The 26,404-nt window shown below is 51.3% G+C and carries 17 protein-coding genes; 8 read left to right on the forward strand and 9 right to left on the reverse strand.

Annotated features, from left to right (window positions below):
* Positions 1–187: 187 nt before the first annotated feature.
* Positions 188–868: a FadR/GntR family transcriptional regulator gene (locus tag DEV76_RS23935; protein WP_109700473.1), complete on the reverse strand. Its 681-nt coding sequence runs from the start codon at positions 866–868 to the stop codon at positions 188–190.
* A gap of 156 nt (positions 869–1,024) precedes the next feature.
* Here DEV76_RS23935 and DEV76_RS23940 point away from each other — a divergent pair, with 156 nt between their 5' ends.
* From DEV76_RS23940 to DEV76_RS23950, 3 genes are all read left to right on the forward strand, one after another.
* Positions 1,025–1,636, forward strand: coding sequence for a sterol desaturase family protein (locus DEV76_RS23940; protein WP_109700474.1), 612 nt, complete (start codon positions 1,025–1,027; stop codon positions 1,634–1,636).
* 38 nt (positions 1,637–1,674) lie between these two features.
* The gene (locus DEV76_RS23945; RefSeq protein WP_109700475.1) at positions 1,675–2,745 is read left to right on the forward strand and encodes an energy transducer TonB; all 1,071 of its coding nucleotides are present in this window, start codon (positions 1,675–1,677) and stop codon (positions 2,743–2,745) included.
* 194 nt (positions 2,746–2,939) lie between these two features.
* Complete coding sequence (locus DEV76_RS23950) at positions 2,940–4,343, forward strand: eCIS core domain-containing protein (RefSeq protein ID WP_198652204.1); 1,404 nt, start codon at positions 2,940–2,942, stop codon at positions 4,341–4,343.
* A gap of 2 nt (positions 4,344–4,345) precedes the next feature.
* Here the strand turns inward: DEV76_RS23950 and DEV76_RS23955 are convergent, their stop codons facing one another.
* The 3 genes from DEV76_RS23955 to DEV76_RS23965 all read right to left on the reverse strand — a co-directional run bounded on the left by DEV76_RS23955 (position 4,346) and on the right by DEV76_RS23965 (position 7,013).
* Positions 4,346–5,236: a DUF4349 domain-containing protein gene (locus DEV76_RS23955; RefSeq protein ID WP_109700477.1), complete on the reverse strand. Its 891-nt coding sequence runs from the start codon at positions 5,234–5,236 to the stop codon at positions 4,346–4,348.
* A gap of 89 nt (positions 5,237–5,325) precedes the next feature.
* Positions 5,326–5,736, reverse strand: coding sequence for a hypothetical protein (locus tag DEV76_RS23960; RefSeq protein WP_157963080.1), 411 nt, complete (start codon positions 5,734–5,736; stop codon positions 5,326–5,328).
* Between the two features lie 17 nt (positions 5,737–5,753).
* Complete coding sequence (locus tag DEV76_RS23965; RefSeq protein ID WP_109700479.1) at positions 5,754–7,013, reverse strand: ROK family protein; 1,260 nt, start codon at positions 7,011–7,013, stop codon at positions 5,754–5,756.
* A gap of 422 nt (positions 7,014–7,435) precedes the next feature.
* Between DEV76_RS23965 and DEV76_RS23970 the strand changes: the two genes are divergently transcribed.
* From DEV76_RS23970 to DEV76_RS23980, 3 genes are all read left to right on the forward strand, one after another.
* Positions 7,436–10,348, forward strand: a complete 2,913-nt coding sequence (locus DEV76_RS23970; RefSeq protein ID WP_109700480.1) for a SusC/RagA family TonB-linked outer membrane protein — start codon at positions 7,436–7,438, stop codon at positions 10,346–10,348.
* Positions 10,349–10,367: 19 nt separating this feature from the next.
* Positions 10,368–11,972, forward strand: coding sequence for a RagB/SusD family nutrient uptake outer membrane protein (locus DEV76_RS23975; protein WP_109700481.1), 1,605 nt, complete (start codon positions 10,368–10,370; stop codon positions 11,970–11,972).
* Between the two features lie 195 nt (positions 11,973–12,167).
* A complete protein-coding gene (locus DEV76_RS23980) occupies positions 12,168–12,680 on the forward strand; it encodes a glycosyl-4,4'-diaponeurosporenoate acyltransferase CrtO family protein (RefSeq protein ID WP_109700482.1) in 513 nt (170 codons plus the stop codon).
* A gap of 116 nt (positions 12,681–12,796) precedes the next feature.
* Here DEV76_RS23980 and DEV76_RS23985 read toward each other — a convergent pair whose 3' ends face one another.
* The 4 genes from DEV76_RS23985 to DEV76_RS24000 form a co-directional block, all read right to left on the reverse strand.
* Positions 12,797–13,192 (reverse strand): hypothetical protein, encoded by a 396-nt coding sequence (locus DEV76_RS23985; RefSeq protein WP_109700483.1) that lies wholly within the window; start codon positions 13,190–13,192, stop codon positions 12,797–12,799.
* A gap of 118 nt (positions 13,193–13,310) precedes the next feature.
* Complete coding sequence (locus tag DEV76_RS23990; protein ID WP_109700484.1) at positions 13,311–15,092, reverse strand: RagB/SusD family nutrient uptake outer membrane protein; 1,782 nt, start codon at positions 15,090–15,092, stop codon at positions 13,311–13,313.
* Positions 15,093–15,110: 18 nt separating this feature from the next.
* The gene (locus DEV76_RS23995) at positions 15,111–18,482 is read right to left on the reverse strand and encodes a SusC/RagA family TonB-linked outer membrane protein (RefSeq protein WP_198652206.1); all 3,372 of its coding nucleotides are present in this window, start codon (positions 18,480–18,482) and stop codon (positions 15,111–15,113) included.
* A 246-nt stretch (positions 18,483–18,728) separates the two neighbouring features.
* Entirely contained in the window at positions 18,729–19,790 is a 1,062-nt protein-coding gene (locus DEV76_RS24000) for a FecR family protein (protein ID WP_109700485.1), read from the reverse strand.
* A 327-nt stretch (positions 19,791–20,117) separates the two neighbouring features.
* Between DEV76_RS24000 and DEV76_RS24005 the strand changes: the two genes are divergently transcribed.
* Positions 20,118–20,687, forward strand: a complete 570-nt coding sequence (locus DEV76_RS24005) for an RNA polymerase sigma factor (RefSeq protein WP_109700486.1) — start codon at positions 20,118–20,120, stop codon at positions 20,685–20,687.
* Between the two features lie 68 nt (positions 20,688–20,755).
* On the opposite strand, the gene DEV76_RS26140 is transcribed toward DEV76_RS24005, so the two are convergent.
* Positions 20,756–22,870, reverse strand: coding sequence for a discoidin domain-containing protein (locus DEV76_RS26140; RefSeq protein WP_198652208.1), 2,115 nt, complete (start codon positions 22,868–22,870; stop codon positions 20,756–20,758).
* Positions 22,871–23,235: 365 nt separating this feature from the next.
* Between DEV76_RS26140 and DEV76_RS24025 the strand changes: the two genes are divergently transcribed.
* A complete protein-coding gene (locus DEV76_RS24025; RefSeq protein ID WP_109700487.1) occupies positions 23,236–25,608 on the forward strand; it encodes a cellulase family glycosylhydrolase in 2,373 nt (790 codons plus the stop codon).
* The last annotated feature ends 796 nt before the right edge of the window (positions 25,609–26,404 follow it).

Genomic DNA, 26,404 nt, shown 5'->3' on the forward strand with positions numbered 1-26,404 from the left:
ATAATTTAAAAAGAGGAAGATTACAGCTCCTCTAACGTTGGAATCTAGCTGGTCATAACGTTGTCCTATTTAGTAGTTATGTTCTACATATTAAAAGTAGGTATTTTTTGGAATAACAGCATATTAATTTTTGCGAACGGTAAAAAAGGAGTATAAAAAAGCCCGCTGTCTGAGCGGGCGGAGAGCATTACTTTGTTTGGCGGAGGCGGTCCAGATGCGGCTGCAGATGTGAAAGCATGCCGTCTTTAAACTCCTGCACCGTTCCTTTCTTGAGGATACGTACAAGATCTTTATGGGTGATTTTGCCGGATACATATTTCTTGTTCTCCAGCTTCATCACATATCCAAAAACGGGCAGCAGCAGGTTCTGGAAACGCTTCATCGTTTCGTTGCCGGTCATCTCATACAGCTTACCGTGGAAAGCGATCTCATTGTTAATGCGGAAATTATTGCCTTTCACCTCACCGGCGGCGATCTCTTCCAGCTCGGCGATGTCTTCTTTCGTTTTGCGGATAAACAGCAGATCAGCGATACCCAGTTCCAGTACCAGGCGCAGTTCGAAGAGGTCCTGCAATGTAGCCTCGTCCATGATCTCGGGGGTGAGTACTTTCTCGAAGGTACCTACAATGTCTGGGTTACTGATAACCATGCCGGACTTCTTCTTGGTTTCAATGATGCCCAGCATCTTGAATCTGCTGAGCGCCTCTCGGACTACGTTGCGGCTTACGCCGAGGGAGGCGGCCAGTTCCAGCTCGGTGGGCAGCGGATCGCCGGGTTTGAAGTTCTCTTTGGCAAAGTACTCCCGCAGGGAAGCTTCCACCCTTTCGGCCATGGATTTGGCGGCAATCGGCTTGATACCGTTCAGCATAAGTTTTAGTTTTGTACTACAAGTGAACAAATATATGACTTTGACCGGGATTCTGCATTCTCCGGTTCATTTCCCCTGGCTGCAACTGGTGGGCTCCATCCTGCGGTTCGTGGGTAAATCTCTGGCCAAAAGCCATGGCATCATCAATTTACAGCCATGCAACCGGAAAAGATCAAGAATAAGGGACAGGCCCGCCTGTTTGAGAACCAGTACCTGGAAATGCTGACTAAAACGCACCCGCTCGTTATCTGGGGTATGTATATCCCCATCATCGGGTGGATGTTGTATTACAGCGTAAGCGATATAGGCATGGGCGCCTGGCAGGCAACGGGGATTTTTACGGCAGGTATCTTCGCCTGGACTTTCTTCGAATACATTATGCACCGCTTTGTATTTCACTTTATCACCGAAAACCAGCGGCTCCGACGTATCATCTATACACTGCATGGCAACCATCACGAATTCCCGCGGGACAGGCAGCGCCTCTTCATGCCACCCGTGCCCAGCCTGCTGATAGCCTCTCTTATCTTTGGCATTATGCGGCTGATAATGGGGGTTACAGCATATGCCTTTTTCCCCGGTTTTATTTTGGGTTATCTGTTATATGGCAGCATCCATTACGCCATTCACGCCTGGCGCCCGCCGTTCCCTTTTATGAAGCCACTCTGGCGCAACCATCATCTGCACCATTACCAAAGTGAGCACCGCGGGTTTGGAGTAAGCTCTTCGCTGTGGGACCGTATTTTCGGGACTTTCTTCCGGGAATGATTCGAAAAATGTAATTTCGGTGATTCTTATCATTATCTATGAAATGGATCATCCTGCTGCTGGCCGTTCTGGCAGCCTTTACCGCTCAGGCACAACCGTTGCAACCCACTACCAGCGAAATCCCTGCTTTTTCCCAGGCATTGCTGCAGGAATTCCTGCAGGGCAAGGCCGAAACACGGAACAATCTTTCCATCCTGCTGCCGGATGCAGAACCCACCATCCGGAAGGCCGCTAAAGGTGGCGCTCCATTCAATGCAGCAATAGACGCAACTTTCCGCATGGCAGGCAGCCGGGAAGCCTACCACAGCTTTCTTCAAACCCTCCAATTGCCGGCGTCATCCGTTACCCGGCTCACCGAATACGCGATGTACCTGTTCGCCGATAATAGCAAACGGAACTACCTCGTGCCGTCGCTGTACAACTATGGCACCAAAATGTTCATAGACACGGCGCGGCAATGGTACCATATCGTAACTATTACACCACAGTCTTCCGAAATACGCAAATATCCCACGGCTCAGAATATCGAAGTAGCCGATAAGGTAAACCCGGTCCTGGTACTGACCGGCCAATTCAAAGACAAGAATTTCATTACAGATTCCCTCCCACAAACTAACTTTTACTTCTTCCTGGACGGTGTACTCGGTGAGCAGACCGGTGAAAACGAAATACGTGAGTATTTCGAATGTACGCCCACCGGTGTGTTTCTCCAGCAACCTCCTGTTCCGGTGTATGCCTTCTACCTGCAGCAACAAACCGCCACTACGCCGGAGTCGCCCTCACAGGAAAGCCTGCCTGTTCCACAACGGGCTGATGAAGCCCCCACATATCCCGGAGGTGATGACGGAGTTACCCTGTTTCTGAAAAGGCACCTCCGCTATCCGGATGCCGCAGGCCGTTATGGTATTTCAGGCTACGTAATCGTACGGTTTGATGTAGATACCCGGGGGAAAGTAAAAAATGTGAAAACCATAGGCGTAAAAATAGGATATGGCCTGGAGGATGAAGCTATCCGTGTGGTTAAACAAATGTCTGACTGGATTCCAGCTAAATTAAATGGAAACCCTATTGAAGCAGCATGCCAATTGCGCATATGGTTTGATAAATAACGGCCCGGAAAGATGACATAAATCAATCATTTGGCTTACATTTGGATACGCAAGCAAAGGAGCAGTACGCCAGTAAGGCCATTGTGAATCATCAGCCCCAGATACAAAACCCCAGCATTACCCTTCAGATCGTCAGAGAAACGAATTGATAACAACGCTTACGCCTCCCGGGGCGCAGGCGAAATATGTTCCCCATGCGTAATGTCCGCCGTAAATCCAGCGAACCGTCCCGGAAGCCTTCCGCCCAGCCGTCCTTCTTTCAGCCTTCGAACGCCGGGGGTATGTCAGATAAGCTGGCCGCCAGCCGTGGAAAGGGCCAGCCCCTGCCACAGGACACCCGGCAATTCATGGAAAAGGCTTTTCAGGCCGATTTCTCCAACGTTAATATCCATACCGGTGATCAGGCACAGCATATGAGCCGCGATATCCATGCTGCAGCCTTCACCTACGGGAACGATATCTACTTCAACCAGCAACAATTTAAACCCAATACCCCTGAAGGCCAGCATCTGCTTGCCCACGAACTCACCCACGTGCTGCAACAGGGTAAGAACATAGCCCCCCGCATTCAGCGGGCCGACATCTACCACCGCCAGCTCACCTGGGCCGACTTCAAAGCCGATCTTCCCAAGAAAACACAGGGCTTTGATGCAGTAACCAGCTCCGACATTGAGCCATTCGATATGGCTGCTTACCCCTTTAAGAAACTATCGGAAACCGAAAACGGCACTACCATTACTGCAGGTAAAAAAACGACCGACTGCGAAAAAGGCATGGATAAAGACAAGAAGGCTGCCGAACACCCTGATAAATACAAGGCTTTCAAAGTCAATATTGAAGGCGATACCAGTAAGCTGGCTATTAAAGCCTTTATGCGGCAGGAAAAATCGTGGGCAAAGAAATGGCTGTACGACCCAAAAGAGCGCGCCACCCATGCCGATACCTTTGTACCGGGCTGCGAGAGCCATTTCAACGCAAAAGCTAAATCCGCCGGCAAATCCTGCGACGGCGATGTGAAGAATTGCGAATCCGCGTTCAAGAAGAAGAAACTATCTTCCTACAGTATATACAACACTACCGTCAGCAGTGCGGCCGACTGCGGCAATATTAAAACCGCCTGTGTGAACGACCGCATGTCGGGCATTACCTATCAATGGAAGAACCACAACAGCGTAACAGTAGACGCCAGCAAACTGGCAGATTGCAAAACCTCCTTCCGCAAAGGCCTCATAGATACAGGACTGGAAGATTCCAGCACCTCGCTCCTTAACCACGAACAGCGCCACTTCGATATTACCCACCAGGTGGCAGAGAAGATCTCTTCTGCACTGCAAACCCTGGCTTCCGGGTTCTCCGTTAAGGAAGTGGAAGCATGCGGAAAAGGAAATGCGCTGGCCGCGGCAGAAAAAGCCCTCGCCGGCCAACGCAAACAGTTAAAGGATAAAATGAGCGCCATCAAGAAAACACTGAGCACCTACCAGAATAACTACGATAGCGAAACCAACCATAGCAAGGTTACAAAGGCTCAGGATTGGTGGAACAGCAATATAGACGCCGGATTACCCAAATCTTCCGGTAAGAAAGACAAATTCATTTAACCTCAGTTATTGTCTTTGTTGACCATCTGCATGATCTTCAGTTTGTCGATAATAAGCAGGAGGATAAATGACGACAGGGCAATGAAGAAAGTGATACCCACGCATAATAGGTAAAACTGCACCGTCCATTCCAGCGCAACTTTCACCCGCTGAAGGAAGGATATTCCTGCTTTGGGGCGGCCTTCATACAGGGAGAATTTCACTGTACAGAACTCGTTTTCCGTATTAAAGTTCCCCAACTGAACGCCCAGTTCCTGGAGGCTGGATTCTATTTCGAGAATCTTATCGTGCAGGGTTACGAAATCGCCGATCTCTCCTCCTTTTGAATTGAGCTCCTGCAATGAAGCCAGTGTTTTTTCCAGAGAAGCCTTGCGGGCATTGAGCTGGCGGTATTCATTGGTTTTATCTTCTTTAATTACAGACATGGCGCGGATATCCCCGATCTTGCGGATCTCCGTGTAGAACGAATCAAAGGCCTGCGGTACGATACCGATGAGCAGATGCAGCTCCCGCTGGCCTTTCAGTCCGAAAGCCTTCTCGTATTGAATCACTCCCTTAAACCCTGCGGTTTTGGCACGGATGGCCTTGTCATCTTCCTCAAACCGCGACGACTGGGAGGTAACATCAGCAGTTTTCTCATACTTCTGTGAGTTGGAGGATTTACCGTCATCTAAGCGCATTTCGCTGATTGCTGCACTCTGGTAAGCGCCTTTCTCGGAAGCATAGTTTTTCCGGAGATTGGTAAGCCCGTCAAAATAACCACCGATCGTGGAAGAATCCCGGGTGGCTGGTGAAAGGTAGCCATGCGTGATGCGGAAAATAAATAGCAGGAAGAAGCCGGCAATAAACCAGCGGCCGATGCGCCAGGCGCGTTTAGCGAAAGTGGATTTCATCGTAAGGATATTGGTGCTTTTGTAAGGGATGTTGCTAATGCAGAAATTCCATAAAAATTCCTTTAATATTCCGGTCCATGGTTTCAGTACTATTCAGTTCCTGAAGCAGATACTTGCGCCGGAGGGCAGGCCGCCCTTGCAAATACATAGGTAATCTTTATCCTTTCCCACTTCTTCCTTTTAAGATACATGGGCCGCAGGTAAGAGTTCTTAGCCAGGTAGAGGTACCGCGGGTGAGGCCATAGCTTCCGCATGGTATCCTGTGGGATGGTGTTATTGGGCTCATACTGCAAAATCAGTGTATCGCCGGACTTATGCCAGTTGCCGGTTAACTCCACCCCGTAAGGCTGGTATTGAACAGTGAAGCGGCCGTTGGCACGGAGGGACATCGTTTCAAGGATGGAGCCACGGTCTTTACGGTAGCATTCCACCACCGAATCCCCCACCTGCCGGGGGCTTCCGGTGTTCAAAGTAAGGGCTATTAGGAGAAAGGAGATCATGCGTTTACTATTTATGTTTACCGTTCCCGCACGTCCGCGATCATGGCATCAAAGAACCAGGTAATACCCGCTGCCGCATAACCCAGCAACCGCGATTCGTCGCCCAGTTCAGAGGATATGATCTGCGTCTTTTCCCGGATCTGCGTCATGCAATAGGTATTGATAGCCTGTTGCATGGGCAGGGTAATGTATTGCCGCGCCGCCGCAATCTTCCCGCTCAGGATCACCATTTCGGGGTTGAAAAGCTGTATGAGGATAGAAATACCTTTCCCCAGGTTGGTCCCGATATTCGATAGCAGCTGGATCGAGTATTGGTCGCCTTTGTTGGCTGCCCGGATGATCAGTTCGGTTTCGATCCGGTATATTTCCTTGTTCGAAAGATCGTTGATAATGGAGTTCTGCCCGGAAAGGATGCCTTCACGCGCCATGCGCGACAGTGTCATGCCAGAAGCCACGGTTTCCAGACAGCCGTATTTACCACAATAACACAGCTCCCCGTTTTCCACGAATGGCATGTGCCCCATTTCCCCTGAAAACCCCGAGCTGCCGTGCTGCACTTTACCGTCCATGATAATGCCAAGGCCAATGCCCCAGTCCATCAGTATCACCAGCACATTCTTTTTCCCCACGGCATGGCCGTAACGTAATTCTGCCAGCGCGGAGCCTTTCACATCGTTTTGAATTACCACGGGCAGTCCCAGCTGCCTTTCAAATGCAACACGCAGGGTAACGCCGTCTGTTTCATCGAGCAGGTAACTATAGTTTTCGCCGGTGGCGGGGTCTATCAGGCCGGGCATGCCTATACTACAGCCTACGAGCCGGGCTTCGTCTATATTGGCAGATTTCACCAGTTCGCGCACATGATCGATCAAGGCTTCGAAGAATGCTTTCCTGTTACGGGAAAGCGCGATTGGCAGGGTTTTGATCGGTGTAACGAAATGATTGTTATTATCCACGATCGCCATACTTGTCTTGAACAACTCTATATCGATACAGATAACAAACACCACATTCCGCTGAAGCCTGAACAGATCGGGCTTTCTGCCCCCGATCGACTCTCCCACGCCTCTTTTCTCTACCATCCGCTCCCGCGTAAGTTCTCCCAACATTTTGAAAGCCGTAGGCGCACTGATCCCTATCGTATCGCAAAGAGATGAAATGGAAGACGGGCCGCGGGTATATAAGTGCTGCAGCAGCTTGTATCTCAATTGCTTTTGCTTCCTGCTCATTACCACATCTGATGAAAATGGCTCCCGGTTTAGTAAATTAAGATTCATGTCTCCTGTTTTTAACCATTCACTACAAATCTTTGGTAAAATAATTAAAGAAGTAATTTCTTTTTATTAAATAATCAAAAAAGATTAGCAACCCCCGAAATTTAGTGTGCATATTTGAAACGCATACATAAAAAAGAAAAAGAAACAAACGGAAACCAAGTTAAAACAATCATAAAATTCTTTTTAACTGATTCGCATCCCTTGCCAGATCACTCAACCAGGGTCTGATAGGAGATGTATTTAATTCATCCACCATCTGCTGACCTGATCGTCGTATTTCTTCCGGGCGGGTAGTCCCTTGCCTTATTGAGTTTATTACAGTAATTCAACTGCGGTGCCATGCGCTTACCGGGGGAGGCTGACCTATGTCTATTATTTAAACTGTTATCGTCAATCCAAGGAACGTTCAATTCAATTCACTTATGAAGTATCTATTCCTACTCTCATCGCTATTGTTATGCCTGATGCAGGCTAGCGCACAGCAAAAAACCGTTACGGGCACCGTAATGGACACCACGGGCGCTCCCGTGCCCGGTGCCACGGTTATCGTAAAAGGGACAAACATCGGTACGGCTGCCGGTCCGGATGGTAAGTTCTCCATCAGCGTTCCGGGCAGCAACGCAGTGCTTATTGTCAGCTCCATGGGCTACCGCGAACGCGAAGTTCCCGTGGGCGATAAAAGCGTTATCAATGTGCGGCTTTCCCAGGGCGGGAAAGACCTGGAAGGCGTTGTGGTAATGGGCTTCTCCAAAGTAGAGAAGCGCCACGTGGCATCTTCCGTTGCGGAAATGGACATGAAGCAGGCCAAAACACGGCCTGTTGCCAAGCTCCAGGAGATCTTCTCCGGCACCATACCCGGCGTTACCATGATGCAGGGCTCCAACCTGCCCGGTTCCACTCCCGGTTCTATCTCCATCCGGGGTATCAGCACCCTGCAGAATGCAGACCCGCTGGTGATCGTGGATGGTATGGAAATGTCGCTCACCGATGTGGACCCTAACCAGGTAAAAAGCATCACCATCCTGAAAGATGCGGCTTCCGCCTCCATGTACGGCTCCCGCGGTGCCAACGGTGTTATCATCGTGGAAACCGAGCGTGGCGCTACCGGCAAGTTCAAGGTAGACCTCAACTCCTGGTACGGCGTTTCCAAACCTATCGACCTGCCTAAATTCGTGAACGGTGCAGATTACATGCGCCTGAACAACGAAGCCCGCATTATGCAGGGCCAGGCTCCTTCCTTCTCCGAAGATTCCATCGCTAAAATGGCCAGCGGTCAGATCCCCAGCATCAACTGGCTGGATGAAGTGATCCAGCGCAATTCCACTTCCAGCAACACTGCCCTCAGCGTGTCCGGTGGCGGTGGCGTGGGTACTTTCAACCTGATGCTCGGATATCTGAACGAAGGCGGCCTCAACGATATCGAAGGCTCCCAGAAATTCTCTGCACGCTTCAACACCAATATCAACATCGCGGATAAATTCGTGCTCCTGGCCGATTTCTATGCGCACCGCCTGCAGGTAGACCGCCTGTATGCCAATGATGACGGCCACGGCCTTTACTCCCTCGCCTGGAGGATGAACGCCTCCCAGCAAGTGTATTATCCTAACTCCGGCCTGGGTATCGACGAGCACTACCAGCTCCACAACAACATCAATCCCGTGGCTTCCATCAACCGCGGCGGTACTAAAAACTACCTGCACGACTGGAGCACCATCAACCTCCGCCCCCGGTACAACATCACCAAGAACCTCAACATCGAGGGTAACCTGTCGTACCTGATTAAGAAATCAGCAGAGAAATGGGAACGCCCCACTTTCAAGTTCTTCGACGGCAATGGCAAACCCGTTACCACCTGGGGCAACGTGGTAGGCTCCACACAGAACGTTTCTGAAAGCCAGCTCACCACCCGCCTGCTGTTGAACTATACAGCTAACGTACGCGGCAAGAAAGATAAGATCTACTTCACCGGTGGCGCTGAATCCATGAACTGGACATACTCCGATTTCAAGGAAATCAGTAAAGCATCCTTCTTCGGTAAACTCAACTACTCGTTCGACAGCCGCTACATCCTCGAGATGACCGCCCGTGGCGATGGCAGTTCCAAGTTTGCACCGGGTCACCGCTGGGGCTTCTTCCCTTCTGCAGCACTTGCCTGGAACGTGACGAACGAGAAATTCATGAAATCACTCGTGAACAACGGTATGCTGGATAACCTGCGCTTCCGCCTCTCCTATGGCCTGATCGGTAACGAAAACGTAGATCCATATCTGTGGGAAGAGATCGTGAATACCTATGGCTGGACCATGCGCATGCCCAATCCTAACTTCTCCTGGGAAAAACAGAAGCAGTGGAACCTTGGCATGGAATTCACCACGCTCAACAAACGCCTGACCTTTACCGGTGAGATCTATTCCAAACATTCATTCGACCTGATCTACGACAAATTCCCCGTTCCGCCGCTGACCGGTTCCAACTCCCTGGAATCTGCCGTGAACATCGGAGAGGTAGAAAACAAAGGCTTCGAGCTGTCGCTCAACTGGAACGATAAGATCGGCGATTTCTCCTACAGCATCGGCGGTATGCTCTTCGATAACAAGAACGAAGTGCTGAAAGCAGGCTACAGATCCAACGACACCCTCATCTTTAAAGACAATACCGACAAAGTATGGTATCGTGGCATTGGCATCGATAACTTCTACGGTTACCAGTCTAACGGTTTCTTCCGTGACAAGGCTGATGTGGACAATACACCCGGCAAGCTGCCCAATACACTGCCCGGCGACATCAAGTACCGCGACCAGAACGGTGATGGTATCATCAATAACCTCGACCGTGTGAACCTTGGCGATCCGTTCCCTCACATGAACTACGCCATTAACCTTACCCTGGGCTACAAACGCTGGGACTTTGGCATCATCGGCCAGGGCGTGGGCAAACGTACCGGCCGCCTCGGTGGCATGGAAGGTTATCCTGTGCATGTAGACGGTGGCACCAATAACCTCGGTGCTCCCCGCCAGTATTATGCAGACAACCGCTGGACACCGGAAAACCCCAACAGCCGCTTCCCCCGCGTGTGGAATGGCGCCAGCACCAACACCTACCTGAGCGATGTATGGCTGAGCGATGCTTCCTTCTTCCGCTTTAAAATGATCCAGCTGGGTTATACTTTCCCGAAGATTGGCAACAGCATCCGCAACGTACGCGTATATGTGAATGCGCAAGACGCTATCACCATTACCAAATGGGAAGGACTTGAGCCTGAAAGAAACGGCGGCGGCGGAAGATACCCCCGTATGGCTGTATTCAGCGTTGGAGTGAAAGCATCTATGTTCTAATCAAACTTATTCTGTAGCAATGAAGAAACTAATCTATACTTCCCTCCTTTGCGGCGCCACCGTGCTCGCAGGATGTGAAAAATTCCTCGATAAAACCGACCCGACTGCCACCAAGTTCAATGAGTTCTTCAACACTGAAGACGATCTCCGCCGCGTGGTGTATTCCTCTTATGTAGACGTATTCTCCAGCGTGGGCCTGAACGGCAAATTACTATACCAGGAAGACGGGAAATCGGACGACGCTTACAGCCGTACCGAAAGCCATCACCATCAGCTGATCGCCAACGGCAACTTTAACTCCAACACCGCTGCCTTCAGCTGGAACTATGAGTTGCATATGAAGCACACCGGGCGTCTGAACGTGTTTATCGCCAATGTGAACCTCCCGTATGTGGAAGATGAGGCGGTAAGAACCAAGTACAAAGGCATCCTCGAAGGACTCCGTGCATGGCACTACTTCTGGATGGTTTCGCGCTGGGAAAATATCCCCTTCTACCTGGAGCCTGCTAATCTGGAATCCGCCACACAACCTGCGAAGTCTAAAGATGAGATACTCAGCGTCCTCTTCCCCATGGCGGAGGAAATCGCGAACAACCTGCCGCCGGATGCTTATACATCTGACGCATACATGTTCAACAAATACTCCCTGAAAGGTATCATCATGCGCTATTACCTGTATTTCGGGCGTTATGAAGATGCGGCAAGACTGGCGAAGGAAATCATGGATAGCAATAAGTTTGAACTGCATCCCAAATATGGCGATCTGTTCAACTACAAGGCAGACAAAACCAACAAGGAGTTCATCTTTACTATGGACATGGCCAGCCACGCCAACTCAGCTACCAACTCCTTCCAGCACCTGGCTCCGCAATACCGTACCGGGAATGGACAGTCGTTCGTAGTGCCTTTGAAATCGCTCATCGATGCTTACTGGACGCTCCAGGGCGACCCGATCGACAAAAGCACACAGTATACCAAAGAGCAGTACGAACTCAACCCGAAGCTCAACCGCGATCCCCGTCTTGCTGCGAGTATCTATATGCACAACGATATATTCGTGAACGAGCCCATCAATATTTACGATGCCAACAACCCGATGTACTACGAAAGGCCGCGTGCCAGCCGGTCCGGTTACTGGTACCGTAAGTTCGTGGACGAAGCCGATGCCTTCCGTAGCGGCGGCAACATGCACTTCCCTTACATCCGTTATGCTGAAGTACTGCTGACTTATGCCGAAGCAAAAATTGCCATGAACCAGATTGATGACCTTACCAAGGAATGCATCAACGCCATCCGCAAACGTGCCGGGCTGGATATGAATTTTGCTGATGTAAAACTGCCGAAATATGCAGCCTACACCCCTCAGCAATGGACAGACCTCATCCGTAACGAACGCCGTATTGAACTGGCAGGCGAAGGCCGCCGCTACGACGATATCATCCGCTGGCGCATAGCCGAGAAGGTGCTCAATGAGCCCGCCCTCGGTCACACCCGGATGGTGGATGGTCAGAAAGTGACCCTTAAAGTTGAAGACCGCTCCTTCCGCCCTAATAACTACGTATGGCCTTTCCATGAGAACAGCCTGAAAGTAGAACCCGGATTGAGGCAGAATCCAGGGTATTAAACCAACAGTTAGAATAAAAGGATCACCTGCGCAGGCAGGAACTACGTACAGATGATTGAAACAAAAGGCCGTCTCACTACTTGAGACGGCCTTTTATATTTATGCTGGTCAGCGGCCACTGGCGGACTCGTAATATCGTATTAAAACCGACTACCGGAACTGAAGTATCAGAAAAAAGTGCTTATCTTATCCTTCATGAAAACCCGCCCCATCGATACATTTATCAACTTCTTCTGGACCATCCTCTGCTGCGCGCCGGTAGTGTGGTATTGGTACACCACGGGCTGGGGATTATGGTCTTATATTTTTCTGGGTACTTCATTCATAGCGGGCCTCCTGCCCTACCGGCTGCTGCAATGGACGCGGCTTGCCAAAAGCCGCCGCGGGTTCGAGAAAATGGGGGTCAGGATCATTAGAAAGCTGACGCAGAACGGCGACTGGGCAAATAAAGTGGCTCAATCCACCGGGAACACCATCAATAATCCTGAAACGGCCCAAAAATATCTCAGCACAATCATGATGTACGAAAGGTTTCACCTGATCTGTGGCTGCTTCTTCCTCTTAACGGCCTTACATGCTTTCCTGCATGGTTATTGGCTGGCCGGACTGCTGGTCTGCATCGCTAATATCGTATTCAACTACGCTGCCATCCTGTTACAGCAATACAACCGACTGCGGATAGCGCTGTTGCTTAAAAAGCTTCAATAAGTAAAATGTCCGCCCCCATTCGGCTTTATGACTAAAAGTAAAAAACCGGCCGGGCATCACTGCCCAAACCGGTTAATCTTGTATATCAAAAGCTGCTTTGCGGGTCAGGAGAAAGATTATATACTACCGTACCAGCCGCTGAGGGTCAGGAAGGCATAAATTTGTCTCGCCTTGTAGCGCATAGGCGTACCGTTCACATGACCATTCCACTCTTCGATGATTTCGCCACCAACGTCTGAATGACTGGTGCTGGTAACTGTCATTACAACACCGTCTACCATAATATAGTCAGGGTCCAGCGGGTCGCCGTACACCACCATGGTGGCGCTGCCACCACTGGTAAGGGCTACGGTATAGCTGGCCGGAGCGGGAACATGCGGGTAATCGTCCCAGGTCTTGAAGCCATATATCATGCTAAAGGAGCTGGCCGTAACGGCGCGGCCCTGAGCGGTATTGAATTCTGGCAGAAAAGCAACAAAACAAAACAGGGTACAAAGAAGGATTTTTTTCATGGGTTTTAATTTACGTGAGGTGATGAATAAGAAATGAAGCCCACGCAAAGCAGCAAACAAGCAGAGAAAAAGCTACCGGCGCAAGCACCGGTAGCGTTGGGTTTTCGGCAACTTTCCTTTACCAACCGAATATCTGTTTCAGCGCAGGGTTCAGGACCGTCTGCTGCTGGGGAAGGGGGCGATAGTAATACTTCGGCTCCAGGAAGGTGCGCGGCTGATCACGATCGCTGGTGAACATGATACGGCCGCTGGTACCGTTGGTGAGATAGATGTTGTTATCTTTCCCGGCGGCGTCTTTAAGGTAGAACTTCGTGAGGTTCTTCTTTACATCATCGGGCAGCCCGGCTATAGGGGATTCGTCGTTGGGACTGGCGAGGATGGCGATATCCTGCACACCATCACCGGTAACATCCATGGCGCCGAGTGCGGGTACATACATACCACCCTGTGCATCCTGCAGGCGTTTGCCGGCTTTCCAGCGCATGATATCATTGAAGCGCTGTCCTTCACAGGCCAGTTCCACCCTCCTTTCACGGCGCAATTCCAGCAGCAGGCCATTGGTAACGCCGGGGTATTGGGCTGCCAGCACTGGATCAGCTGCAGGCGCCAATGTCATGGCGGGCATTTGAACGCGGGCGCGGAGCAGGTTCACGGTATTGTTTAGGTCGGTTAACGTGATGGTTCCCAGTTCGGCTTTAGCTTCTGCAAGGTTCAGCAGTACTTCGGCGTAACGGTAGATAGGGAGCGCGGTAAAGTTCAGCTCCCATCCCTGCCGCTGTGCTGGTACGCGGGGGTAGAACTTCACCTGATCATATCCGCCGATGGTGGGCTTGGTCACATAAGGACGGCCATCCTGATTAGGTGAGAAGCCGGGAGAGGCAAAGGTTTCATTCATGCGGGGATCACGGTCTTTCAGCACCTCCAGCAGCGTTTTAGTGGCATAGCCGGGCTGTGCGGTGAAAGGCGTACCGTCTTTCATGAGGTAGGTTTCGGCCAGACTGTTGCTCAGCGCCCACTGGTACCCCAGTACAGTATGCGTATTGTTACCACCGCCAAGCGCCTGCTGGTAGTCGGCCCACATGATCACTTCTTTCATACCGCTGAGTGAGGGGCTGCAGAACAGCACGCGGTAGTCTTCCCCACCCTTTCCTGTATTGTTAATTGTAAACCGGTTGCTGGACATTATCTGCTCAGCTGCCCAAACGGAACGCTCCAGGAATCTGTTGGCGTCGCTGGCGAGGTTTACTTCCGGGTGATACTTGCGGAAAGTACCCTCAAACAATCCGAAGCGGCTCAGCAATGCGAGGGCCGTCCATTTGCTGATGCGGGTACGGTTGCCTTCGTCAGGTTTGATGTTTTCCACGGCGAAGTTGAGATCCGCGAGAATGGAGTCTGCAATAAGCGCACGGGTATCGCGGCCTTTGTAGAGGTCCGCATCGTCTGTCGCCAATGGCTTTCCGTACCAGGGCACGTCAGAGAAGTCGCGCAGCTTTGTGAAATAGAACATGGCGCGGAAGTACCGTGCAATACCGATGAAGTGGCGGATGGCAACGGCGTCGCCCTGTGCTTTGCCGGCATTGGCGAGCATGAAGTTGATGCGGCGCAGGTTGCCCCAATCGTTCCAGCCACCTACGGTTTCCGGCTTAATGGTGCCGCGCACGAGCGCATCCACGTATCCTGCCGCCTGGTAGTTACTCGTGTTGTCGGACTCAATATCCTGATACACGATGGCTTGCTGGCCATACAGACCGTTGGTGTAGGTCTCTAGGTCCTGCGGGGTATTGAAGAATACTTCTTTGGTCACTTCAGTTTTCGGGTACCGGTCGAGGAAATTCTTCTTGCACGATACTGCCGCTGCGGCTACCATCCCGAAACATATATAAATGCTGATCTTTTTCATGAGTTGATTGCTTATCCGTTAAAAATTCAGGTTCAGACCGCCGGAATAGGTTTGCTGGAAGGGGTATACAGAACCATCCAGTCCTTCCGGATCGATTTTCGCTTTCAGGTGTGATCTCGTCCAGATATTTTCCGCGCTGAAATAAAAGCGGAGCCTTTCAATTCGGGCTTTGCGGGTGAAGCTGGCAGGAAGGGTGTAACCTACGGTTACGTTCTTCAGGCGCAGGTAGGCAGCGTTCTGCAGGTAACCTGTCTGTGGAGCACCCAGTTCCGATGCGTCTTCCGCGATATAAGCCTTAAGGCGGGGATAGTAACCATTTGGATTCTCGGGCGTCCAGGCATCGAGGTTATGCACCTGCACGTTGGCCCAGGGTTGTGCGTACACGCCCCAGAAGTAGTGGTTGCTGGGGTTAGGGTACCAGTCGCGTTTGCCTACGCCCTGGAAGAACACCCGGAGGTCGAAGCCTTTCCAGTCGCCGCTCAGATCAATGCTATAGGGCATACGGATGCGGTTGTTGCCGATAATGCGGCGGTCGCCCGGATCATCCACGGTATTCTTACCGTACCCGATCTTTTTATCGCCGTTCACATCTGCAAACTTCAGGTCACCCACATAGAATTTATTCTTCTGATCATCGGAACCTACATCTGTCTGGTCGGGCCAGTTCTTCAGCTCTTCTTCAGACTGGAAGAAACCGGCAGACTGAAAGCCCCAGATCTCCCCGATCTCTTCACCCACATAACGGTCGCCGATGAGGCGGGTGGGGTTATCGTAGTTGGTGATATAAGCACGGCTGTCTGCCAGGATGAAACGCGCAGAATAGCTCAGCGGGGAACCGCCTACATTCACGTCATCACTCCATTTCAAGCTCAGCTCCCAGCCTTTCGTTTTCAGAGAAGCAGCGTTTTGTTGCGGCTCCCCGGTACCAAATACAGCTGGCAGTGTTTTGGATTTCACCAGCATGTCTTTCGTTTCGCGGGTAAAGATGTCAGCATCGATGGTGAGGCGGTTATTGAGCCAGGCCATGTTCACACCGAAGTTGCGGGTCTGGATCTTTTCCCAGGTGAGCGAAGAGGATACTGCGCCTGGCTGATTCACCATCATAGGACGGGTACCATCGAGGATCTGGCCGATCTGGCCTGAGCTCATGGTAGGGATGTAAGCGTACGATTGCGGGATAGCCTGGTTACCGAGGGAACCGTAAGAGCCACGGAACTTCAGGAAATCGAGACGGATGCGTTGGGCAATGGGCTTGAAGAAATCTTCACCCGTTACCACCCAGCCTGCAGATACGGAGGGGAAGAAGCCCCAGCGGTCTTTGGAAGGGAAGCGGGAAGTACCGTCGTAACGGCCGTTCAGTTCAAGGAGGTACTTATCATTATAGATATAATTCAACCGGTAAAACAAGCCCTGTACCGCCCAGTCGGTAATCGTCTGACTCTGCGTAATAGTGCCGGTAGCGAGCTGTGGCGTAGGCAGCGAGGTGCTGATTAACCCCTGGCGCGTAGTTCGGGAAGATTCGTCGTAACGATACTCCTGGTTGAAACCTGCCAATGCCTGTACACTGTGATACTTTCCGAAAGTCTTATGGAAATCGGTATACACGTTAAACACATTATAACGCGCCGCATCGAGCCCCGTGCGGGCATACGAAGGATTGGCTCCGGTATATTTAACGGGCTGGTTAGGGCCGTTGTTATAAGGGATAGGCACATCAAAAGCGTTGATGGTATTGTTGGTACGGCGAATGGTAGCATCGCCCTTCAGGTCCCACACGTCTTTAATGATGTTCAGCTCACCGTTGAGAGTGGCGGTGTATTCGTTGATATAGTTCTTGGTACGGCCACCTTCCTGCAGTCTTCCGAAGAGGCTGGCACCGTCAGAAGTCCAGCTGTTGTCAGGGTTGCGGAGAACAGACAGGGCGGGCGTACGGTTCAGGTTATGGAAGAAGTTATCGTCGAGGAACACGGGCGCATCATAATCCCGGCTGGAGAAGGTGGTATTGGCGCCGAGTTTAAGACGGTCGCTAAGCTCATAGTTCACCTTTGCGCGGAGGTTATACCGGTTCATGATATCGTTACCATACTTCAGCTGTCCTTCATAACGGAAATACTCACCGGAAAGGTAGTAGGATACTTTTTCGTTTCTTTTAGATACGCTGAAGTTGGTGGTGGAAGTGGGTGCCGAGTTCTTGTAAGCTTCGTGCAGCCAGTCGGTGGTACCGTAATATGCATATTTAGTAGCGTCTGTAGGGTCCACGATCACTGCGGGCAGTGAAGGATCGGCGGAGCGCTTCTTCGCGTATTCACGCACAGCATCGGGGTACAGATTGTACAGGGGCGTTGCTGCGCGATGCTTGTAGTCCATCGTCATGTAAGGGTCCGTTACGATAGCGGGTACAGAACCCAGGTTACGCAGTGCGTAGTTGGTGTTTACGGAGATGGACAGCCTGTCTGAAGTACCGGATTTGGTAGTGATGAGCACAACCCCGAAAGCAGCCCTTGCGCCGTAGATCGCGGCGGCGGAAGCATCTTTCAGTACGGTGATGTTCTCGATATCTGCTGGATTGAGGCGGTTCAGCTCATCGGGGGAAGCCGGTACGTTATCCACCAGGATGAAGGGGCCACCGCCGGTGAGGGAGGTATAACCACGAACGTTGAATGCGGCGTTAGACGTAACACGGCCGTTACCGATCGTGATGTTCAGGTTGGGCAGCAGGCCCTGAAGACCGTTAGCGATGTTATTGATGGGGCGGTTCTGCAGTTCTTTGCCGGAAACCATGTCTACCGCGCCACTCAGGTTCACTTTCTTCTGGGCGCCATAACCCACTACCACTACTTCGGTGAGGCCGCTGGAACCAGCTTTGAGGGTGATGCGGAGGTTGGTTTCCCCGTTGGTGAGTACTTCCTGTGATTCGTGGCCGATATAGGAGAATATGAGGATGGCATTTTCAGGCGCCTCGATGGTGAAGCGCCCTGTAGCGTCTGTTTGTGCGCCTTTGCTGGTGCCTTTTACCATCACGGTAACGCCGATGAGGGGCGTACCATCTTCCGAGGAAACGATGCCGCTGATGGGCTTGGCCACCACGCTTTCCCCGGCGGGCGTGATCACGATCAGCTTACCTGAAAGTTCTTTAAAAGAGAGGTTGGTGCCTGCGAGGGTTTCCTCGAGCACGTCCAGTACGTACGCGTCCTTTACGCGGATGTTCACCGTTTTGTCAGGTATGGTTACGTTCCGGTAGAGGAAAGTGTAGTCGCTTTTCCTGCTTACCAGCGTCAACAGCTTCTTAATGTTGATATTAGCGTAATCCAGGCTGATTTTTTCCTGCGAATATCCATTTGCGCTAACCTGCATGATTGCGGCCAGCAGCAGTACGGAGATCATCTTCATACGCAGTAAAATTTTTTTTAATCGCTCTTCAGGTACAGGTAAAATGCATGTACGGATTTTTTTCATATTTTTGGATTGTCGGTTGAATAAAAGAGCCGTCCCCATGTTCTCAAGACAAGGCGGCAGTTTTTCAGCCATCAGACAAAAAGGAGGTGTTGCCGCACTTCCTTTTTTTATGGCCGTCAGTAATGCGGTAGCGTAACTATGACATAGGCGTCGTTTTAATTGCGTGAATGAGTGAATTGATTACCATAGCTCGATTTGGTTGTTATCCTGCAGGCGGTATTGGAACTGCATCGTCATTTGCAGTGCCTGCAATACTTCCGGCAGCGGTTTATTATTAAAGGCGCCGGTGAAGATTTCTTCTTTCAGCTTATCATTTTTAAGTTCGATCTTAACGTTGTACCAGCGTTCCAGTTCGTTGATGAGCTGGGCGAAGGTGACGTTCTCAAATTCCAGGCGGCCCTGCATCCATGCGGGTACTGCTGGTGTGGCCGGCTCTGCAGGTTCCACGCGCGTCTTCAGCAGCAATGCCGTGGCATCTATGGCCGGTTCTACTCCTTTGGCAGCGGCTTCTTCCGCGGCAGGGAGGTTGATCACCAGGCGCTCCAGTGGCTGGAGGCGTACTGCCTTGTTTTCTCCTTTAGCAGTATAAGCGATCTCTACTTTACCGGATATGAGGTAGGTTTCCACCCGGCGGTCGTTCGGATAAGCTTTCAGGTTGAACGTGGTACCCAGTACCCGCACGTCTACCTTCCCCGTTTTAATGATAAAAGGATGCTCTGCACTGGCCTTAACGTCGAAGAAGCCTTCGCCCGTGAGGGTAACGATGCGCTCTCCCTTAGCCAGGGCGGCGGAGTCGTAGCTGAGCTTACTGCCTGCATTGAGCACCACGCGGGAGCCATCGGGCAGCAGCACTTCCTTCTTCGTAACACCATAGGCGGTTTCGGCTACTGCCTGGTGGGCCGGTACGCCGGATATATAATACAATACGGCGCCAATGCCAGCGAGCAGTGTAATACCGGCAGCGGCCATCCATTTCAGGGGCAGGCGCCTGCGGATGGCAGGTTCCTGTGCCAGGAGGTCGTCCAGCCGGTTGAGCCCCCGCCTTTTACGGGCCAGCTCTTCGGCTGTGGCGGCATCGCCGGGTTTGGGAAGGGGCGTCAGCTCCTCCACCATGTTAAGGGTATACTGCAGTCCGGCCTGTGTAGCCAGCAACGCGTCCAACTCCTCCAGCTCCTCCTCCGTTGCCTCCTTCGCCACTTTCCGGGCCATCAGCAGGTATAGTCTCTCTTGTGTTTCATGCATCGAATTAGCAGCTTTTACATGAGAAGGACGAGGCGCGCATCAAAAATCCCCCAACCGCTTCCCTCCTTTTTTCAGAAATATTTTTTCTTTTATCATTCCACCCGGTTTCCGCACTATGAACAATCGTTTGCATCCTCTGACAGCGATAAACTAACGCCGGCTCCGGTATCCGGAACTACTTTTTTAGTTTAGGCAAGCTAAAAAATTGAGTTGCATTTATAACCTTATTTTCAGTAATTTTCGATGTATTCCACTGGGATATTAAATTTTTCATCTGCGGGGTTTGTTAACTTTAGCGTAATCTACGTATGATAAATTGCAGCCGGTATGATGAACACTGCAGCCTTTTTCAGGAAAATGACAGTTGAAAATGATCAGGATGCTTTCCGGCAGTTTTATGATCATTTCTTTGTAACGCTTTTCCGGTTTACCTGCTCTTTACTGAGAGACAGAGAAGCGGCCGAGGAAATAACACACGATGTATTTGTTCAATGCTGGCAAAAGCGGCATGAGCTGACCGATGTGCGCAATCCCCAGGTGTATCTCTTTGTGGCCGCCCGCAACCGGGTGGTGGATCATACCCGCAAATTATCTTCGCACCGCAATCTGCCATTGAAAGAAAGTGATGAAGAGCAGCTGCAGTTCTCTCCTGATCCCGAACAACTCCTTATAACTTCAGAAATGATGGGCAAAATGGAAGAAGCCATCCGCGAACTTCCGCCCAAATGCCGCGAAGTATTCATCCTCGTAAAGCAATACGGCCTCCGCTATAAAGAAGTAGCCGCCATCCTCGACCTGTCTGCCAAAACGGTGGAAAACCAGCTGGCCATTGCACTGAAGAAACTCACTACTGCCGTAAGCTTCAGGCTGGAAATGAAAGTGATGAAAAAGATCTGACTGAAATCGCAATAAGAAAAGCCCGTCCAGGTTTAAACCTGAACGGGCTTTTTCAATTCAATACTCTATTAAAGCTTCTGGATCTTACGGGAAATGGATTTCCCCTGATGCTGCAGGAGCAGGATGTAAGTACCTGCCTGCATGGTTCCACCATTCAGCGGGTATACGTGTTTCCCTTTCTGTAACATACCATCCGCGATCACGGATACGGGGCGGCCCTGCATATCCAGCACCGCCAGCCTTGTTTTACCGGCTTTGGTGAGCGTGAAAGATACATTGGTCTGCTGCTGGAAAGGATTCGGGTAATTGCTCAGTTCCGGTGCATCTAAAGCTACATCCTCTGTAAGCTTAGCCGCGGCTAATGCCTGCAATGCACTGCCGGTAACAATATCTACTTCCGTATAACTGTTCCATGCGTTCACGCTATTGCCATGGCCTACGATACGCACGTATTTGGCAGACTGCGGCGTGATGGAGAAGGTTTCTGCATTCAGGGAGGTGCCGCTGCTCTGGAGGCCGAGCGCCGCGTTGGTCCAGGTGGTGCCGTCCTGCGACAGGAGGATGTCGAAGTAAGAGATGCGCACATCTCCGCTGTAGAAAGCAATCTGTACGCCGGAAACGGTTTGAACGGAACTCAGGCAGAACTGTATCCACTGCGGGTTACCGCTGGCCGACCATCTGGTCGCCAGGTTATTATCCAGCACATTGGCGGGTACATTGCCATCGTCGGTGCTCGCGCTAACCGGTACGCATGCCGGTGTGGTGGCGGTATTGATCTTCACTTCGGTATAGCTGTTCCAGGCATTCACGGTATTGCCATGCCCGAGGATGCGTATGTATTTGGCGGTTTGTGGTGTGATGGGGAATAGTTCCAATGCCAGCGTGGTGCCGCTGCTTTGCAGGCCTGTGGCTGCGTTGGTCCAGGTAGTGCCGTTCTGCGACACCTGAATATCGAAACGGGAAGCGCGTACATTGCCATTGTAGAAAGCGATTTCTACACCCGTCACCGTTTGGGCGGTACTCAGGCAGAACTGTATCCACTGCGGATCTCCGGAGGCCGACCAGCGGGTATTCAGATCATTATCCAGCACATTGGCTGCCACGTTACCATCATCCGTACTGGCTACTACCGGCACGCAGGAAGGCGCGGCATTCACGGTTACACTCACAGCGGTGGAAGTGGTGGATGCGTTATCGTTATCCGTTGCTTTGGCGGTGATGCTGTAAGTACCGGCCGCTACATTGCTCCAGGAAATGCTGTAGGGAGATGAAGTGGCCTCACCGATCTTCGTACTGCCCTGGTAGAATTCCACTTTGGAAATACTCCCGTCACTATCCGCCGCATTAGCTGATACGGTGATGTTGGCCGGGGCAGTGTAGGTAGCGCCGGGTGCAGGGGCAGTAAGGTTTACGGTGGGTGCAGCATTGCTGCCGATATCACTGGGACAAAGATCAGTCACGCTTTTAGCCACGCAGATATCTGCGAGGTATATCGTTTCATCGCGGAGGTAGGAGATGTTGTTAAGACTGCGGTAGAAGCCCAGCTTGGGGGCACCATAGCCTGCTCCGTCTTCCCACATATCGATGTTATTGTTGGTATAAGACAGCAGGGTAACGCCATCGCTGAGGCGTTTGATGATGAATTGCAGCGTACCCGCATTGTCGTGTTTAATCTTCACATAAGCTTCTACCCATACACCACGGAAAAGATTGAGATCTGCCGAAGCTTTAACGCCCCCGCTGCCTGGGTGGCCTATCTCCATTTTGTTCTCATGCCGCGGGGTGAGGTGCAGGATGGGTGATCCGCTGCCATGCCCGTTACCATAAGCCTTCAGCTGCATAATATGCGTGAAGCTGGGCGATGGCTGAAAGCCGGCATCCAGTTTAAACTTCCAGCGGTAGTGGGATGTGGAGCCCTGCGTGCCCTGCTGGTCGGCCCCCTTGCCGCGCAGCTCTATGCGCTGGCGGTCCGTTTCTCCGCAACGGTCGTCGTCCAGATCGCGGTGGAGGGTGAAGGCGAAAACATACTTGCCTAACACGGCATCCATCACTTCCGCGATATGCCTGCCGGGATGCCCGCAATCAGGCGATTCTACATTATACCCGGCCGCATCCATCAGCTCATAAGTATTACCCGGGCCATCGGCCACGGCGTTGCTCTGCGCAACGGCATTTGATGCCATGCAAAAAACAAAAGAAAGCAGCATCAACGTTCTGCTGCATGATAAGTAATTGTACATCATGGGTGAAGGGTTGTTTACAGTGATAAAACAATGCAGTGGGAGACGGGGAATATGGGGCGGAATTACAGCATAATACTACTGGTGGCCTGTTACACGGCCATGCGGATTTTCATTTTCATAAGTGGAATTTTTTGTTTTCATGAATTTAAGTATATTTATGCAAACGATTGCACGTTATAGCCAAAAACTAAGAAAAAAGTTTCCGCCTTCCATTTTACCATTGTTCATAAGTATATCGCATGGCCCTCAACGGGCACGGGACTGTATTGTCCATAACGCATCACGTAACCCTTCAATAAAACCCAATGAAAAAAAATCTAATCAAACCCTGGTTCCTGTCTGTTATGCTATGCTTTTTCACCTGTATTGCTTCGGCACAAACGCCGGTGTCCCAGAACGGGCAGCTGCAGGTAATCGGCCTTAAACTCTGCAATCAATACGGCAACCCCATCCAGCTGCGCGGCATGAGCACGCACGGTATTCAATGGTATGGCTGGGGCAGCTGTTTAACGGAAGCCTCCCTCGATGCACTGGCCTACGACTGGGGGGCAGACGTGCTTCGTATTTCACTGTATGTGCAGGACGATGGTTATGAAACCGACCCTGCCGGATTTACCGCCCAGGTGAACCGCCTCATCGAAGAAGCTACCGAGCGCGGGATGTATGCATTGGTAGACTGGCACCAGCTGACCCCAGGCGATCCCAACGCGAACCTTTCGCTGGCTAAAACCTTTTTCACCGCCATCGCCAATCAGCACAAGAACAAAAACAACATCATCTATGATGTATGCAACGAACCTAACGGTGTAACCTGGGCGAGGATCAAAACCTATGCAGACCAGATCATCCCCGTTATCCGCGCTATCGACAGCGATGCGGTAGTACTGGTAGGCACACACGCCTGGGGCTCCATGGGCGTATCAGACGGGCGCTCTGCGCAGGATATCGTCAGCAATCCCCTGAGCTTCACCAACATCATGTACACCTTTCACTTTTATGCGAAAGATCATCAGGCGGCTTATCTCAATGAACTGAACTGGGCATCAGACAGATTGCCGGTGTTCGTTACGGAATTCGGGTCGCAGGAAGCTACCGGCGACGGGCCCAATGATTTTACCATGACGCAGCAGTTCATCGATCTCATGCAAACCAAAAAGATCAGCTGGTGCAACTGGAATTACTCCGACGACTTCCGCAGCGGCGCGGTATGGACAACGGGCACCTGCTCTGCCGGTCCCTGGACCACGGCAAGGCTCAAACCCGCCGGTGCCTGGATACGCCAGCGGATGCTGAGCCCTGCGGATAACTTCCCCGGCGGTACTCCAGGCTGCGTACCCGTATCTGCCAGTGCAGACGATGGCAACGTGCCTGCCAATGTGCTGGACGGCAACCTGGCCACCCGCTGGTCGGCCTCCGGTAACCCGCAGTGGATACAGTTCTGCCTGAGCAGTGTTCAAACGGTATCGGGCGTGAAAATCGCGTTCTACAACGGCAATGTCCGCTCTTCCAACTTCGACGTACTTGTGTCTCAGAACGGCACCAGCTGGACCAACGCGGCCCTCGGCCTGCAAAGCAGCGGCACATCCGTTAACCTCGAAACATTTACTTTCCCTGCGCAAACCGCGAAATATGTACGCATTGTAGGGCACGGTAACAATGTGAACCTGTGGAACAGTTATACCGAAGTGCAGATTGTTCAGCAAACGAATGTACCGCCCACGGTGAGCATCTCCTCTCCTGCCGGTGGTGCTACATATACGGCTCCTGCCAGTGTGGCTATCACTGCTACGGCGGCAGATAGTGACGGTAGTATTTCCAAAGTAGAATTCTACCAGGGCACTACCAAACTCGGGGAAGCGCTTACATCGCCATACAGCTACACCTGGAGCAATGTAGCCGCAGGCAGCTATGCCCTTACTGCCAAAGCCACAGATAATGGCGGTAGTGCTACTACATCTGCAGCAGTAAATATCACGGTTGGCTCCGCTCCTGCCTGTACGCCCGTGAGCGCCAGTACGGATGACGGGAATGTACCGGCTAATGTGCTCGACAACAACCTCACCACCCGCTGGTCGGCCAGTGGCAACCCGCAGTGGATACAGTTCTGCCTGAGCAGTGTTCAAACGGTATCCGGCGTGCAGATCGCGTTCTACAACGGTAATGTACGCACGTCTTACTTCGATGTGCAGGTGTCGCAGAACGGCACCAGCTGGACGAACGCCGCTACAGGCCTTCAAAGCAGCGGCACCTCCTTGAACCTTGAAACGTTCTCTTTCGCACCGCAATCCGCGAAATATGTAAGAATAGTTGGGCATGGCAACAGCGTGAATGCATGGAACAGTTATACGGAAGTGAAGATCGTAACGGGCAGCGGCCTGCAATCCATCGCCGCAGCGAAGCTCAGCGAACCGGAGGTATCCAAAGAAAAAGGACTGATCGTTTCCCCCAATCCGTTTACCGGCAAACTGAGCGTACAGTTCCAGCTGCCTTCAGCCGGACAGGCAGAACTCGCCATGTTCGACATGAACGGTAAGATGACAGCCGTATTGCAGAAAGGGCATTTACCTGCCGGGAAGCATTCTGTGGATTACAACGGCAGCCACCTTGTACCGGGTATGTATATCGTGAAACTGCAGTACCGGGGATTAATGATCTCTAAAAAAGTGCAGAAGATGTAGGGAATGATAAACTGAAATTCGCAGAAAGAACAAAGGGGCTGTCACAAACACAGCCCCTTTGCTATTTCAGGAGGCAATTGTAAACCGCTATCAGGAAAAAGCCTGATTACTGTACACTTCAGCCAATATAAACGATAAAATCCACGGCAGGTCAGCGGGAATACTGCGCAGTTACCCTACTACATCTGTACCGCGACAGTACGGTTACAGTATGACTACAGTACGATAAGAACGCTATTGCAGAACGATTAGCGCGCGATTAAAGATTGAGGCAATAAATCCGCGCACTCCCTGAGTGCTTGCTGAGTGCTTGTTTATGCATGAAAAGTGCTTACTAAGTGCTTGCTGAGTGCTTGCTGAGTGCTTGTTGAGTGCTTAAAATCCTTATAAAAAGCCTTTGATTTTACTTAGATAATACCTTGTACTTAACTTGTCCTTAACTAGACGTTAGCTTGAATAAGCTTGAAACGGCATATCCATCAGCCCTCCAGCTTCAATTTTGCTTCATACGGCCTATTAGGGAGCGGAAGCAAGCGGTTTGGCACTCCTTATCCAAACGGCTTCTAAAAGCCCTTAAAATGCCCTCTAAAGGCTGTGGAAGGCAGTGTAGAGGCCGTCTATACGGGGTGTAATGGGAGTCTAAAGGCAGTGGAAAGGCAGTCCGGAGGTAGTATGTCTTACACTGAAAAAACTTTACAGGGTTAGGGGGTTAAGTACGGGATTGGCTTGACAGCATTGTCGTTAAACACTGTTTTCGCTTTACAGTTACTTGGCTTGCGATCAAATTCGCTTTACA

This window comes from Chitinophaga deserti (assembly GCF_003149455.1).
Classification (GTDB): domain Bacteria; phylum Bacteroidota; class Bacteroidia; order Chitinophagales; family Chitinophagaceae; genus Chitinophaga; species Chitinophaga deserti.

Coding starts and splice junctions, on each gene's coding strand:
- DEV76_RS23965 (WP_109700479.1), bottom strand. CDS start 7,013: ATGAATCTTAATTTACTAAACCGGGAGCCATTTTCATCAGATGTGGTA.
- DEV76_RS23985 (WP_109700483.1), bottom strand. CDS start 13,192: ATGAAAAAAATCCTTCTTTGTACCCTGTTTTGTTTTGTTGCTTTTCTG.
- DEV76_RS24005 (WP_109700486.1), top strand. CDS start 20,118: ATGATGAACACTGCAGCCTTTTTCAGGAAAATGACAGTTGAAAATGAT.
- DEV76_RS23940 (WP_109700474.1), top strand. CDS start 1,025: ATGCAACCGGAAAAGATCAAGAATAAGGGACAGGCCCGCCTGTTTGAG.
- DEV76_RS23955 (WP_109700477.1), bottom strand. CDS start 5,236: ATGAAATCCACTTTCGCTAAACGCGCCTGGCGCATCGGCCGCTGGTTT.
- DEV76_RS23935 (WP_109700473.1), bottom strand. CDS start 868: ATGCTGAACGGTATCAAGCCGATTGCCGCCAAATCCATGGCCGAAAGG.
- DEV76_RS23970 (WP_109700480.1), top strand. CDS start 7,436: ATGAAGTATCTATTCCTACTCTCATCGCTATTGTTATGCCTGATGCAG.
- DEV76_RS23960 (WP_157963080.1), bottom strand. CDS start 5,736: ATGATCTCCTTTCTCCTAATAGCCCTTACTTTGAACACCGGAAGCCCC.
- DEV76_RS23975 (WP_109700481.1), top strand. CDS start 10,368: ATGAAGAAACTAATCTATACTTCCCTCCTTTGCGGCGCCACCGTGCTC.
- DEV76_RS23980 (WP_109700482.1), top strand. CDS start 12,168: ATGAAAACCCGCCCCATCGATACATTTATCAACTTCTTCTGGACCATC.
- DEV76_RS24000 (WP_109700485.1), bottom strand. CDS start 19,790: ATGCATGAAACACAAGAGAGACTATACCTGCTGATGGCCCGGAAAGTG.
- DEV76_RS23950 (WP_198652204.1), top strand. CDS start 2,940: ATGCGTAATGTCCGCCGTAAATCCAGCGAACCGTCCCGGAAGCCTTCC.
- DEV76_RS23990 (WP_109700484.1), bottom strand. CDS start 15,092: ATGAAAAAGATCAGCATTTATATATGTTTCGGGATGGTAGCCGCAGCG.
- DEV76_RS23995 (WP_198652206.1), bottom strand. CDS start 18,482: ATGAAGATGATCTCCGTACTGCTGCTGGCCGCAATCATGCAGGTTAGC.
- DEV76_RS26140 (WP_198652208.1), bottom strand. CDS start 22,870: ATGGCATCAAATGCCGTTGCGCAGAGCAACGCCGTGGCCGATGGCCCG.
- DEV76_RS23945 (WP_109700475.1), top strand. CDS start 1,675: ATGAAATGGATCATCCTGCTGCTGGCCGTTCTGGCAGCCTTTACCGCT.
- DEV76_RS24025 (WP_109700487.1), top strand. CDS start 23,236: ATGAAAAAAAATCTAATCAAACCCTGGTTCCTGTCTGTTATGCTATGC.